The 13193-nt window shown below is 74.6% G+C and carries 12 protein-coding genes; 5 read left to right on the forward strand and 7 right to left on the reverse strand.

The features are described 5' to 3' along the window. From ACFRQN_RS04320 to ACFRQN_RS04335, 4 genes are all read right to left on the reverse strand, one after another. On the reverse strand, positions 1–630 hold the full coding sequence (locus ACFRQN_RS04320; protein WP_380738102.1) for a GNAT family N-acetyltransferase: 630 nt from the start codon (positions 628–630) through the stop codon (positions 1–3). After that, positions 627–1853 carry a type III PLP-dependent enzyme gene (locus tag ACFRQN_RS04325; protein ID WP_074004673.1) on the reverse strand — a complete coding sequence of 409 codons (1227 nt, stop codon included), beginning with the start codon at positions 1851–1853 and terminating at the stop codon, positions 627–629. Before ACFRQN_RS04325 ends, ACFRQN_RS04320 begins: the two co-directional genes overlap by 4 nt. A gap of 120 nt (positions 1854–1973) precedes the next feature. Beyond that, positions 1974–3287: a DUF6271 family protein gene (locus ACFRQN_RS04330; protein WP_380738104.1), complete on the reverse strand. Its 1314-nt coding sequence runs from the start codon at positions 3285–3287 to the stop codon at positions 1974–1976. Then, positions 3269–4363: a phytanoyl-CoA dioxygenase family protein gene (locus ACFRQN_RS04335; RefSeq protein WP_375875298.1), complete on the reverse strand. Its 1095-nt coding sequence runs from the start codon at positions 4361–4363 to the stop codon at positions 3269–3271. The genes ACFRQN_RS04330 and ACFRQN_RS04335 overlap by 19 nt, the downstream gene beginning before the upstream one ends. Before the next feature lie 430 nt (positions 4364–4793). On the opposite strand from ACFRQN_RS04335, the gene ACFRQN_RS04340 reads away from it, so the two are divergent. Then, positions 4794–6737, forward strand: coding sequence for an FUSC family protein (locus tag ACFRQN_RS04340; RefSeq protein ID WP_074004571.1), 1944 nt, complete (start codon positions 4794–4796; stop codon positions 6735–6737). A gap of 101 nt (positions 6738–6838) precedes the next feature. Here ACFRQN_RS04340 and ACFRQN_RS04345 read toward each other — a convergent pair whose 3' ends face one another. After that, a complete protein-coding gene (locus ACFRQN_RS04345) occupies positions 6839–8242 on the reverse strand; it encodes an amidase (RefSeq protein WP_049657344.1) in 1404 nt (467 codons plus the stop codon). Positions 8243–8550: 308 nt separating this feature from the next. Here ACFRQN_RS04345 and ACFRQN_RS04350 point away from each other — a divergent pair, with 308 nt between their 5' ends. The 3 genes from ACFRQN_RS04350 (at position 8551) to ACFRQN_RS04360 (ending at position 11145) form a co-directional block, all read left to right on the forward strand. Beyond that, positions 8551–9900, forward strand: coding sequence for a cytochrome P450 (locus tag ACFRQN_RS04350; RefSeq protein WP_380738106.1), 1350 nt, complete (start codon positions 8551–8553; stop codon positions 9898–9900). A 95-nt stretch (positions 9901–9995) separates the two neighbouring features. Next, entirely contained in the window at positions 9996–10724 is a 729-nt protein-coding gene (locus tag ACFRQN_RS04355; protein ID WP_380738108.1) for a rhomboid-like protein, read from the forward strand. Between the two features lie 10 nt (positions 10725–10734). Then, complete coding sequence (locus ACFRQN_RS04360) at positions 10735–11145, forward strand: hypothetical protein (RefSeq protein ID WP_380738110.1); 411 nt, start codon at positions 10735–10737, stop codon at positions 11143–11145. Positions 11146–11200: 55 nt separating this feature from the next. Here the strand turns inward: ACFRQN_RS04360 and ACFRQN_RS04365 are convergent, their stop codons facing one another. Next, positions 11201–11782 carry a DUF421 domain-containing protein gene (locus ACFRQN_RS04365; protein ID WP_049657336.1) on the reverse strand — a complete coding sequence of 194 codons (582 nt, stop codon included), beginning with the start codon at positions 11780–11782 and terminating at the stop codon, positions 11201–11203. Between the two features lie 54 nt (positions 11783–11836). After that, positions 11837–12670 carry a LysR family substrate-binding domain-containing protein gene (locus ACFRQN_RS04370; protein ID WP_181970875.1) on the reverse strand — a complete coding sequence of 278 codons (834 nt, stop codon included), beginning with the start codon at positions 12668–12670 and terminating at the stop codon, positions 11837–11839. A gap of 67 nt (positions 12671–12737) precedes the next feature. Here ACFRQN_RS04370 and ACFRQN_RS04375 point away from each other — a divergent pair, with 67 nt between their 5' ends. Then, entirely contained in the window at positions 12738–13166 is a 429-nt protein-coding gene (locus ACFRQN_RS04375) for a DUF5997 family protein (protein WP_380738112.1), read from the forward strand. Positions 13167–13193: the final 27 nt, after the last annotated feature.

Below are 13193 nucleotides of genomic sequence, written 5' to 3' on the forward strand. Positions count from 1 at the left end.
TCAGCCCACTTCGGCTCTGGAGTGCGGCCCGGGGGTCGGGTCGGTGGGGTGCGGCAGCGGCCGGGACGGGACGGGGTCCAGCGGCATCGCCATGTAGACCGCCCGGGTGCCGTAGCTCTCGGGCAGGTCGATCTCGGGCCGGGCGTGGTAGCCCAGCGTGGTCCACAGCACGTGCGAGCCGCGGACGGCGACCAGCGAGACGCTCCGGTAGCCGGCCGTCCGGGCGGTCTCCTCCAGGTGCCGCAGCATCCGCAGGGACAGGCCCCGACCGCGCAGCTCCTCGGCGACGACCAGGTCGTGCGCGTGCATGTTGGTCGGCCGCTCGCCCGCGCCCGCGCCCGCGCCGTGTCCGTCCTCGCTGCGGGCGAGGTCCGGGCAGCGGAACAGCGGGTACGGCAGGGCGAGCAGGTACCCGCCCACGCCGCCCTGGCCGTCCTGGCCGTCCGGGTGCTCCAGCACGAAGCAGGTGTCCGGCGAGGCGCGGTGCCGGGACCGGAGCGCCTCGCGCCCCTCGGACAGGCCGCTGGCGGCGTAGGCGCGCTCCTCCAGCGCGACCACGGTGTCCCAGTCCTCCTCCCGGAGCAGCCGGATGCGCAGGTCGGTCGGAGCGTCGACGAGGGCGTCGGTCATGCGGTGCCTCCGTGGTGGTCCCGGCCGTCGCCGCCACCGATGCAGGTGTACGGCAGCGGCGCGAAGCCGTTGAACCCGCGGGTGGCGTAGGCCGTGGCGTACGCGCCGCAGGAGTGGATCCAGACCGGGTCGCCGGAGCGGACCGCGCGCGGGACGCGCACCCGGCCGCCGTCTTGGGCGTACGCGTCGTCGCTGTCGCAGGTCGGGCCGGCCACCACGGCGTTGACGAACTGGCCGCCCGGGTGGGCGGGGAACTCCAGCCGGTACTGGAGCTGGTCCATCTCGTACAGGCCGTTGAACTTGCCGCAGCTGAGGTAGAGCCAGTCCTCCCGGGTGCCGTCGAGGCGGTGGCGGGAGGTGAGCCGGGAGACGTGGGCGCGGATCGCGCCGTGGTCGGCGACCAGGTGGCGCCCGGGCTCCAGCAGGAACTCCAGCGGCCCGGCGGTGACGGCGCGCAGCCGTTCCATGCCCTCGCGGATCACCACGAACATCTTGTCCAGCGGCGGGTCGAGCGGGCGCCCGCCCCGGTCGAGGACCCCGAGGGCGGGCAGGCCGCCGCCGAGGTTGATCCGGGTCGGCGTGATCCCGCGCCAGTTGAGCGCCTCCAGCACGGCGGCCAGCGCGTCCACGGCGGCGGTCCAGGCTTCGGCGGTCATCTGCTGGGAGCCGACGTGCACCGACAGGCCGGACGGCACCAGCCCGGCGGTCCGGGCGGCGTCGAGCACCCGCACGGCGTCCTCGGGCGAGCAGCCGAACTTGTGGCTCAGGCCCCACAGGGCGCCCTCGCCGGTGGTCGCGATCCGGCAGAACACCCTTGCGCCGGGGGCGTGTTCGGCGATCGCCGCGACGTCCTCCAGGCTGTCGGTGGCGAAGTCCCGCACGCCCAGCCGGTAGGCCTCGGCGATGTTGCGGTCCGACTTGATGGTGTTGCCGTAGTGGATCAGCTCGGGCGGCACGCCGGTGCGCAGCGCCTGGGCGATCTCCTGCGGGCTCGCCGCGTCGAAGCCGGAGCCGAGCGCGGCGAGGTGCTCCATCACCTCGTCCACCGGGCAGGCCTTCATGGCGAACCGGACGGCCACGCCGGGCAGTTCGGCGCGGAGTGCGGCGTACTGGCGGCCGATGCCGTCGAGGTCGTAGATGATCCGGTCGTCGGTGCCGTCGGCGAGTGCGGCGCGCAGCGCGCCGCGGTCGTGTTCGTCGGCGCGGGGTGGTTCGGTGTGCAGCACGGAGACGGACGGGGCGCGGTGGGCGGGCGGGTGGCCGGCTACGCGGGCGTTGGCGTGGCCGGCGGCCGTACTGGTCTTGCTGGTGGTCTGGCGTATCACGGTGAGCTCCCCGTCCGGCTAGCGCGGCGACCGGTCGGCGGGGGTGGCCTTGGCCGCCCGCACCAGCGGGCCCCACGCGTCGATCAGCGCTGCGAAGTCCTCGATGTCCGCCTGCGCCTCGTCGAGCAGGCGCGCCCGCAGGGGCGCCAGCCGGTCCGCGAAGTCGGCGTACTTCCCGCCGAGCCGCCGGTAGCAGCGGTCGAGTTCGGCGAGCCTGCGGTGGTTCTCCGCGCGGTCCGTCGCGGCGCTGCGACGGGCGGAGTCGGCGATCGCCTCGGGGCGGACGCGGTGCTGCTCGTCCAGCAGGGCGCCGCCGGCGGTCTCCATGTCGGAGTAGACCGGGTAGAGGTAGAGCATGGAGAGCAGGAACTTGGCGTAGCGCAGCTGGTAGGCGGTGAAGCCCGGGCCGGTGCGGCGTTCCGGGGTGTAGTAGTTGACGATGTGGCGGTTGTGGGTGACGCCCGGCAGGGTCGCGTCACGCACCAGGTGGTGCAGGAAGTAGTCGCTGCCGATGGTGTCGGTGGCGGGCGGCAGCGGCACCCGTTCGTACACCTCGTGGTGGAGGCCGATGTTGCACATGTCGATGTGCCAGATGTCGGGCAGGTCGAGCACCGCGCGGTCGGCGGTGAACGGCTCGCTGCCGCCGCCGGTGAAGGAGTCGGCGACGAGTTCGCGCTTCTCCTGCTCGCTCGCCCCGGTGGGCGCCCAGAGCGCGACCACGTCGTGGTAGGCCTCGGGGTCGAGTTCGCGGATCTCGCCGATGTCGACGGAGAGTTCGCCGACGAAGGAGGCGCCGACCAGCGCGACGGGCTTGTCCGCGTGCGCCGGGTCGAGGCGGTTCTCGGTGACGGCGGCGGCCGCGTCGGCGGCCTTCAGGCCGAGCGTGGCCAGCTCGTGTTCGATCGGGAACACCGGTTCGCCGTCGAGCAGTTGGTAGCTGCTGTCGGAGTCGCGGCGGTGCACCGACGCGCAGCCGAGCGCGGCGGCCAGCAGGAACGCCCGGTTGGTGCAGGCGCCGTAGGAGAGGGCGTCGGGCAGCATCAGGCGCAGCAGCCGGTCCGGGTCGGCCGCGCCGGAGCGCTCGACCGCCTCGCACAGGAAGGCGCGTTGGGCGTCCTCGTCCAGGTGGTGGACGACCACGCCCTCGACGGCCGGCAGGGCGGCGAGGGCCGCGGCGTGCCGGGCGCGGGTCGCGGGGTCGGCGGAGTCCAGCACCAGCAGGTGCACCCGGACGCCGAACCGCCGTACGGCGTGGGCGGCTTCGGCGCCGATCGCGGTGATGGTGTCCGCGCACGCGCGGTTGGTGGGCAGGGTCAGGCAGACGTCGCGCATTCCCGCTCCCCCGTGTCCCCGCGTTCGTCGAACGGCTTGCCGCTCCAGGAGCGCAGGCCGAGCAGCTTCTCCCCCAGCTCGGTGAGTTCGGCGGTCCCGTAGCGCTGCGCCTCGGGCCGGTCGGCGTCGCCGACCAGCGTGCGGTTCCAGTCCGGCGTGCCGAGCGTGCGCCAGGACTCCACCCGGGAGCGGCGCAGCTTCTCGGACTCCTCCAGCGCGGGCATCATCGACAGGTACTGCACCGCGCGCACCCCGCCCGCGGAGGTGTTGGGCGCCACGCCGTGGGCGAGCAGGCCGTTCCAGATCAGCAGGTCACCGGCCTTCAACTCGGGCCGGACGACCGGGTACTCGGCGCGGTCGACGTCCGGGCGGATCGGGTCGCGGTCGGCCGGCTGGGCGGCCTGCCACTGGTTGAAGCGGCGGAACAGCTCCGGGTCGCACTGGAAGCCGCCGTGGTCGGGGGCGGTGTCGTTGAGCGCGATGATGCCCTGGACGCGCTGCGGCAGCACGCCCCGGGTGGTGTCGACGTCCCAGTGCAGCTCGATGTCGAAGCCGCGGTCGGTGGGCTCGATCAGCGCGCGGTCGCGGTTGCGGACGTTCGGCGGGTTGAGGTTGAGCCGGTCGAGGGTGACCCAGAGCTCCTCGCAGTCCCACACGTCGACGAAGGCGTCGTAGACGCGCTGCGCCTGGCGGCTGTCCCAGATGAGCTGGTGGTGGTAGGCCTCGACGAAGCCGTAGATGTGCAGGTGCCGGTCGAGTTCGTCGCGGTAGTCGCGCTCGCGGTACCAGTCCTCGGGGCGGTCCGGCGACAGGCCCTGGAACTCCCAGGCGAAGTCGAGCAGTCGGCGCGCGGCCTCGGCCGGGATCGCCTGCTTCACCACCACGTAGCCGTAGTCCTGCCAGAAGGCGTGGTCCTCCTCGGAGAGCACGCGCAGCGGGTGCGTCTTGCGGACCTCGCGCAGTGCGGTCGGGGCGAGGTAGCTCTCGGTGTCGGCGCTGAAGTAGGGGCGCTCCGACGCGGCCCGGTACAGGTATTCCCCCGCGGGTCCGTCGGAGTGTGGGGCAGGGCTCGGCATGGGCAGTCACTCCATGGTTCGTAGTCGACGCAGCGCTTCCTCGTACGCCAGGTGCGGGCACGGCGAGTCGGCGGCCGGTCACCGGCCGCAACGGGAATTCGAGCGCGGACCGGAAGGCCGTCCGCACACGGCCCTTCTCCCCTCGGCCCGCGGGCGCGGAACAGCGCCACGTCAGGGGGTCAACTCGTCCGTCCGGCAAGGCCGCTCACCCTGCATCAGCCATTGCCGAACCGCGCTCCCCATACGTTGGACTAGACCAACTAATGGTGTCAACCCTTTCCCGCGGGTTACCGATTGGGAAATCAACGCAGCTCACGGCGCCTCTCGGGGTTCGCTTTATGTTTCGGAGGCTGACATAAGCGCGGGTATGTTTCCGGAATTGACATAAGCGCGAACGGTGAACCGTCCGGGTCCGCCGTACGTTGGGCACATGGCACGCGCGTTGACGGCTCCCCCGTGGCTGACCGAGGGCCTGCGCCCCCGGTCCGCACCGGTCCCCTGGGCGGCGGCGGCCCGCGCCTCCGTCGCGCTCGCCGCCCCGCTCGCGGTGGGCACCGCCACCGGACGGCCCGGCTACGGCGCGCTGGTGTCGATGGGCGCGCTGTCCGGAGTCATCGGGGACACCGCCGACGCCTACCGGATGCGGGTGTTCAACATCGCCGTGCCCCAGCTCTTCGGCGCCCTCGGGATGCTGTTCGGCACCCTGGTGTTCGGCACCGGCTGGACGGCCGTCGTGACGGTGACCGTCGTCGCGCTGGTCTCCGGCATGATCTCCTCGATCGGCGCGGTCGCCTCCGTCTCCGGACTGCTCCTGCTGCTCAACGCGGTGGTCGGGGCCGGCCTGCCGCTGCCCTCCCCGTGGTGGCTGCCGCCCGCCCTGCTGCTGCTCGGCGGCCTGGTGGTGCTCACCCTGACCCTGCTCGCCTGGCCGCTGCGGCTGGGCGTCCCCGAGCGGGCGGTGGTGGCCGGCACCTACCGGGCGGCCGCCGACCTGCTGGAGGCCGCCGGCACACCGGAGTACGACGGCCGCCGCCACGCGCTCACCCAGTCGCTCAACCAGTCCTACGACCTGCTGCTCGCCCGGCGCGCCCGCCGGCACGGCCGCTCACCCACCCTGGCGCGGCTGCTCGCCCAGCTCAACGCGCTGATCCCGGTGGTCGAGGCGGCCCCCGCGGCCCAGCTGCGCCCGCCCGAGTTCGGCCCGCTGCCGGCCGACTACCCGGCCGCCGTCCGCGCGCTCGCCGACGCCGTCGAGCGGGACCGCGCCGGCCCGGCGCCGCCCCTCGCCCTGCCGAGCCCCGCCGGGCCGTCCACCCGCGCCCTGGTCGAGGCGATCGAGCACGCCGCCACCGTGGCGTACGAGGCCTCGCCCGACCCGTACGCCGCCGACGACCGGCTCGGCCGGCCGGCCCGCCTCGCGGTGCGGGCCCGGCGGGCGGCCAGGGCGCTGCTGCTGTCCGGCGCGTCCTGGCGGTACGGGCTGCGGCTGGCGCTGTGCATCGGGCTGGCGCAGGTGCTGGTCTCGGTGATCGCGGTGCCCCGCTCGTACTGGGTGGCGCTGACCGTGACCTTCGTGATGAAGCCCGACTTCGGCTCGGTGTTCTCCCGCGCGGTGCTGCGCGCGTTCGGCACCGCGGCCGGGCTGCTGATCGCCATCCCGGTCCTGGCCGAGGTGCCGCACGGCTGGTGGGACGTCCCCGTGATGGCGGTGCTGGCGACGCTGATCCCGGTGCTCTCCGCCAAGGGGTACGCCTTCCAGACCGCGGCCATCACCCCGGTCATCCTGCTGCTCTCCGACCTGCTCAACCACCAGGGCTTCCACCTGGTGCTGCCCCGGCTCTACGACTCGCTGATCGGCTGCGGGATCTCCCTGCTGGCCGGCTACCTGCTGTGGCCGGAGTCCTGGCACACCCGGATCGGCGACCGCCTCGCCGACGCCGTCCAGGACACCGCCTCGTACGTGTCGCTGGCCTTCGCCACCGGCCCCGGACCGGACGAACCGGCCGCCCGCGCCCGCTACCGGCGGCGGCTCTACCGGGACCTGTCCGCCGTGCGCAGCGAGTTCCAGCGGGCCCTCACCGAGCCGCCGCCGGTCGGGGCCCGGGCGCGGGCGTGGTGGCCGGTGGTGATCGCGGTCGAGCGGATCGTGGACACCACCACCGCCACCCGGGTGCGGATCGAGCACGGCGCGCCGGTGCCGACCACCGCCGAGGTCGCCGCCGTCACCCGGGAGCTGGCCGACCTGGCCGAGGCGCTGCGCACCGGCGAGCGGCTGCCGGAGGCGCGGCCGGACGCGCTGTCGCCGGACTGCGCGCTCGCCCGGCTGCACCACGAGGTGCGCGCGGCCCGGGCGGTGGCGGCGCCGCTGCCCTGAGCACCGCTACCCGGAGCACCGGGGTCCAGAGCGCCGCTGCCCTGAGCGCGACGGCCCTGAACGCCGTCGCCGAACGGCCGACCGGGCCCGGACCGGCCCGCTCAGTCCTGGATCCGCCGCCAGGGCCGGTCCGCCTCCAGCGCGAAGGCCAGCTCCAGCAGCAGCCGCTCCTGCCCGTGCGCCGCCGACAGGTGCACCCCGACCGGCAGCCCGCCGGGCGCGGAGCCCGCCGGCAGGGCGATGCCCGGGCCGCCGGCCACGTTGTTGACCGGGGTGAAGGCCACGTAGCGCGTCAGCCGGTCCATCAGCTCGTCGAAGTCCACGTTCGGGCTCAGGTGCCCGATCGGCGGGGTGGTGTGGGCGAGCACCGGGGAGAGGATCACGTCGTGGGTGCGGAAGATCCGCGCGTACACGCCCTCGGCCCGGCGCAGCCGCCGCAGCACGCCGGGGGTCCGCGGGAACTCGGCCTGGAACCGGCGGCGCAGCCCGGTGGTCAGGCCGTCCAGCCTCCCGGCCCGGAAGCCCGGGTCGATCAGCAGCCGGCCGGTGGCCGCGACGGCCCAGGCGATGTAGCCCCAGTAGCTGACGAAGTCGCGGGAGAACTCCTCGCCGAAGGGCAGTGCGGCGGGCTCGACCAGGTGGCCCATCGCCTCCAGCCGGGCGGCGGTCTCCTCGACCACCCGCCGGGTCGGCCCGTCGGTCCTGGCGGTCGGCGAGTCCACCACCAGGCCGATCCGCAGCCGCCGCTCGCCGGGCCCTTCGACCAGGCCGAGCGGGGGCAGCGCGGGGTTGCTCCGGTGCCGCTCGGCGGCGGCGAGGAAGGCGGCGGTGTCGCGCACCGAGCGGGTCAGCACGCCGTCGGTGACCAGGTCGATCGGCAGTTTGCCGCTCTGGGCGTTGGTGACCAGCCGGCCCCGGGTGGGCTTGAGGCCGACCAGCCCGCAGCAGGCCGCCGGGATGCGGATCGAGCCGCCGCCGTCGTTGGCGTGGGCGATCGGCACCACGCCGGAGGCCACCAGGGCGGCCGCGCCGCCCGAGGAGGCGCCGGCCGAGTGCGAGGGCTTCCACGGGTTGCGCACCGGCTGGGCGGTGGCGAACTCGGTGGAGGCGTTGAGGCCGAACTCGGGCAGCCGGGTCTTGCCGAGGACGGCCAGGCCGGTGGCGAGGAACTGGTCGGTGAAGCGCGCGTTGCGGCGGGCCGGGCGGGCGGGGAAGGCCTCGCTGCCCATCCCGGTCGGCAGGCCGCGCAGGTCCACGTTGTCCTTGAGGTAGGTCGGCACGCCCCAGAGCGGACCGCCGATGCCCTCCCGGCTGATCCGCGGCCTGTCGTACGAAGCGTGGGCGACGGGCAGCAGCGCGCCGTCCACCCGGGCGGCCCGGTCGACGGCCGCGCCGACCAGCTCCCGGGGGTTGACCGTACCGGCCCGGACCAGCGCGGCGAGCGCCACCGCATCGTGGGCGCCCAGGGCGTCGTCGGCGAACGCGTGGACCCGCTCGTCGGTCATCCGAACCCCCCACTCCCCGCCGGACGTTCCGCCGTCCGACCATCGCACCGGCTGCTCGTACCTGCCCGGTTCTACTGACCGGTAATCTCACTGGGCTCCGAGTGTAGGCCCACCCGGCGACGCCCGACGGCCCGGGGTGCCCGCTCACAGGCGGACGAGCCGTCAAGGCAGCGAGGGCGCACGATCGTTCGCCCCGCGCCCCCGCGTTCACCCCGTCCGCCGGTCCACGATCGTTTCGCCGCACACCGCCGGGAAAGATCACGTTCGCGATTCGTCCCGGTCCTCCCGCCCCAACCAAGGTGACGCCCGTGCCGACCCCGTTCTTCCCGACCACCCGGTTCACCGCGGCCACCGCCCCCGGCGGCCTCCCGCTGCTCGGCCACGCCCCCGCCCTCCTCCACCACCCCCACGAGTTCGTCGCCGGCCTGCCCGCCCACGGCGACCTCGTCCGGCTGCGGCTCGGCCCGCTCCGCGCGTACGTGGTCTGCCACCCCGAGCTGGTCCGCCGGATGCTCACCGACGACCAGACCTTCGACAAGGGCGGGCCCCTCCTCGACAAGGCCCGGGAGGTCTTCGGCAACGGCCTCGCCACCTGCCCCGCCGCCGCCCACCGGCGCCAACGGCGCATGCTCCAGCCCGCGTTCCACCGCGACCGGCTGCCCGGCTACGCCGCGCTGATGATCGAGGAGATCGCCGGCGCCACCGCCCGCTGGCACGACGGCGACGTGATCGACGTCCCCGCCGCGATGTACCGCCTCTCCACCGCCGTCACCGCCCGCTGCCTGTTCGCCGCGCACGAGCGGGCCGGCTCGCTGCCGGTGCACCGGAGCATGGACGTGGTGACCCGCGGCGTCGGCCGGCGGCTGATGCTGCCGCTGCCCGGCGCCGACCGCCTCCCCACCCCCGGCAACCGCCGCTTCCGCCGCGCCCAGCAGGACCTGCGGGAGATCACCCGGCGGCTGATCGCCGAGCACCGCGCCACCGGCACCGACCGGCACGACCTGCTCTCCACGCTCCTCGCCGCCACGGACGAGGACGGCCGGGGCCTGTCCGACACCGAGGTCCACGAGCAGGTGGTCACCTTCCTGCTGGCCGGCATGGAGACCACCGCCGCCACCCTCTCCTGGGCCTGGACACTGCTCGCCGCCAACCCGGCCGTCCGGACCCGCCTGCACGCCGAGCTCGACACCGTCCTGGACGGCCGGCCCGCCCGCCACGAGGACCTGCCCTCCCTGCCGCTCACCGCCCGGATCGTCAGCGAGACCCTGCGGATCTACCCGCCGCCGTGGATCCTCAGCCGCACCGCCACCACCGACACCGAGCTCGGCGGCCACCGCGTCCCGGCCGGCGCCACCCTGCTGTACAGCCCGTACCTGCTGCACCGCCGGCCCGACCTGTTCCCCCGCCCCGACCGCTTCGACCCCGACCGCTGGCTCACCACCGCCCGCCCCGCCCCCGGCACCTACGCGCCCTTCGGCCTCGGCGCCCGCCGCTGCATCGGCGACGCCTTCGGCACCACCGAGGCCGTCCTCGCCATCGCCACCATCGCCGCCCGCTGGACCATCGCCCCCACCCCCGGCCGGCCCGTCCGCCCCGTCCGCGGCTCCTCCCTCGTGCCCCGGCCCTTCACCGCGACGCTGACCCGCCGGGTCCGCTGACCGGATCCCCACCAGGCTTCGGTACTGTCCCGGCAGGGCCGGCCGCACGGGCGCCGGCCGCGGACCACACCGCTCGACCGGGACACCACCAGACCATGAACGCACCCACCCCATCGGGGCTCCTGACCGGGCTGCTCCGCGCCGTCCGGACGTACCCGCGCCGCTCGCCGCTGACCTTCGGCTACGTCCTCCTGCTCCTGCTCGGGAACGTCTGCGTCGGGAACCTGCTCGCCGAGGACCGGGCGGACGCGCTCCGCGACCACATCAGCACCAACCTCGACAACCTCCACGACCACCCGGTCACCGCCCTTTTCGGCAGCGCGCTGCTGTTCGACGGCACCCTCACCGAGATCCTCTCCACCGGCTTCGGCGGCACCCTGATCACCCTCGGCCTCGGCATCGGCTGCTGCCTCGCCTGGACCGAGCGCCGCTTCGGCAGCCCGCGCGCCGCCGCCGTCCTCCTCGGCGGGCACATCGGCGCCACCCTGCTCACCGCCGCGGTGATCGTGTTCGCCCTGCGGCACGGCTGGTACCCGGAGAGCGTGCGCCAGGCCTCGGACTACGGCATCAGCTACGGCGCCCAGACCGTCCTCGCCCTCGCCGTCCTCGCCCTGCCCCGCTGGGCCCGGCTGCCCTGGGCCGCCTTCGTCCTCGCCTGGCCGCTCTCCGGCGACGGCGAATGGCCCGGCCCCCTCCCGCCCTTCACCGCCGTCGGCCACCTGCTCTCCGCCGCCCTCGGCTTCGCCCTGGCCGCCGCCGTGGCCCTCACCGCCGCCCGCCGCCGGCGCGCCGAAACCCTTGCCCCGGCGCCGGCCGACCGGTGATCATGCCCGGATGACCAGGAGTGCGAAGACCCCCTTCCACAGCCCCCGCTCCTTCCAGCTCTGGCACTACGGCATCGGCCACAAGGAACTGGTGCTGCGCAGCCAGGCGGGCGGGCAGGAGCCGGAGACCCTCGACATCGTCTTCGAGACGGTGCGGGCGATGAAGCTCCACACCCACTACCCCACGCTGACGATCCGTTCCGCCACCCCCGAGGAGCGCAAGAGCATCCGGGAGTTCTCCGACGGCGGCCCGGGCGAGCTCTCCGGCGCGGGGCACTACTACCTGGTCCTGGAGTCGGAGCGGGACCCGGCCTTCGTGGTGTGCCGCCGGGTCGAGGCCTACGCCCGGCCCGGTGCGGAGGCCGACTACCGCATCACGGCGTCGACCGGGCGCCTGGTCTGGGCCGGCAGCCGGGCCTGAACCCGCGCCCGGGCCCGGCTCTGAGCCTGGACCCGTGCCCGAGCGCGAGCCCGCGTCAGCCCGGCGGGCGCCGGTCGGCGGCGATCGCGGTGAGCAGCCGCTCGATCTCCGCCAGCCGGCGCCGCAGGTCCTCGACGTCGGCGCGGGTGGCGCTCTGCTCGCCGTGCTTGAGGGCCACCAGCAGCTGCCCGTCCGGCTCCAGCCGGGCGCGGGCGACGTCGCCGACCTTGTCGCCGTTCTGGATCCGGATGGCGTGCTCCAGCTCGGACGGGCGCAGCGCCAGGCTGTGCAGCGCGCCCTCGACCAGCTTGCCGTCCTTCACCACGGTGGTGGGCCTGCCCTCCAGGAGCCGGGCGGCCTTCGGGTCGCGGGCGAGCCAGCGGGTGACGCCGGCGTTCACCGCGACCAGCGTGACCGCCCCGATCGCGCCGCCGAGCAGGCTGTTGTCGTTGCCGATGATGGCGTTCTGCACCACGTTGGAGAGCAGGAAGACGACCACCATGTCGAAGGTGTTCAGCCCCGCCAGCCCGCGTTTCCCGGCCAGCCGGAACAGCACCAGGATCAGCACGTAGACGGCGACCGTACGGAGGACCTTCTCCACGATCGGAATCTGGACGGCCATCAGGTCGTGCCACACTGCCCCGCTCCTCCCGCTCGACCACAAGCGAACGGGGCAGACGCTACGCCACGGTCACCGCTTGGGCCTGCCGCGCCGGGCCGCCGCGCCCCGCCCGCCGGCCTTGGCACCCCCGGCCTTCGGCGCCCCCGCGCGCTGTCCGCCGGACTTCTGCCCGCCCGCCTTCTGGCCACCCGCCTTCTGCGCGCCGCCCTTCTGCCCGCCGGACTTCTGCGGCTGCGGCTTGCCCCGGCCGGCCGCCGCCTTCTTCGGCTGCGCCTCGGGCGCCGCCTGCCCGGCCCCGCGCCCGCGCGAGCTGTTGACCGTACGGCCGCGGACGATCCCGATGAACTCCTCCACCAGGTCCGTCGTCCGCTCCTGCGGCCAGGCCAGCGCCACCTGGGACTGCGGCGCCTCCACCACCGGCCGGTAGGTGAGGTCCCGGCGGTGGTGCAGCCGGGCCAGCGACTGCGGCACCAGGAGCACGCCGACGTTCGCGGCGACCAGCTCGATCGCGTCCTCCGTGCTGTCCGGACGCGCGATGGCGGGCCGCCCGGGCAGGGTGTCGGCGGTGAAGCCGAGGGTGTCGTCGAGCGGGTGGAAGACCACCTCCTCGGCCAGGTCGTCCAGCGCGACCTCCTCGGCGGCGGCGAGCCAGTGGTCCTTGGGGAAGACCACGACGGTGGTCTCGCTGTAGAGCGGGATCGCGCTCAGCACGTCCTTGTCGACCGGCAGCCGGACCAGCCCGGCGTCCGCGCCGCCCTCGCGCAGCGTGCGCTCGCCGTCGCCGAACGGGACCGCGAGGAGGTCCAGCGGCACGTCCGGGAGCCGCTCGCTCCAGACCCGGACCCATTTGCCGGGGGTCACGCCCGGGACGTACACGAGCCGGAAGGACGGGTTCACCTGCATGTCTGTCACAAGGCAAGGCTACCGACCGTGACCGGGAGCGCCCGCGCACTCCCTTACCCTTGTCACCATGACATCGCTCAAGCAGAAGACCAGCCAGACCATGAAGCCGGCCACCGCGGCCAAGAAGCTGGGGATCTACCTCGACGCGGCGCCGACCGGCTTCCAGGAGGGCGTGGTCTCCCGCGAGGAGCTCAGCGCGCTGCAGGCCGAGCCGCCGCAGTGGCTCCAGGACCTGCGCAAGAACGGCCCGCACCCGCGCCCGGTGGTCGCCGCCAAGCTCGGCATCTCCATCTCCGGCCTGGCCCGCGGCGGCGTGACCGAGGCGCTCACCACCGAGCAGATCGAGGCGGTCAAGGCCGAGAACCCGCTCTGGCTCCAGCACGAGCGCGCCAACCAGGTGGACGTCCGCAAGGAGACCGCCCGGATCAAGGAGAAGCACGAGAAGGAGGCCGCCGCCCAGGCCGCCAAGGAGGGCAAGGCCGCCAAGGCCCGCTGACCCGTCCTCCCCCGCCCGGCACGGCGG

This window comes from Kitasatospora sp. NPDC056800, assembly GCF_042789775.1.
Classification (GTDB): domain Bacteria; phylum Actinomycetota; class Actinomycetes; order Streptomycetales; family Streptomycetaceae; genus Kitasatospora.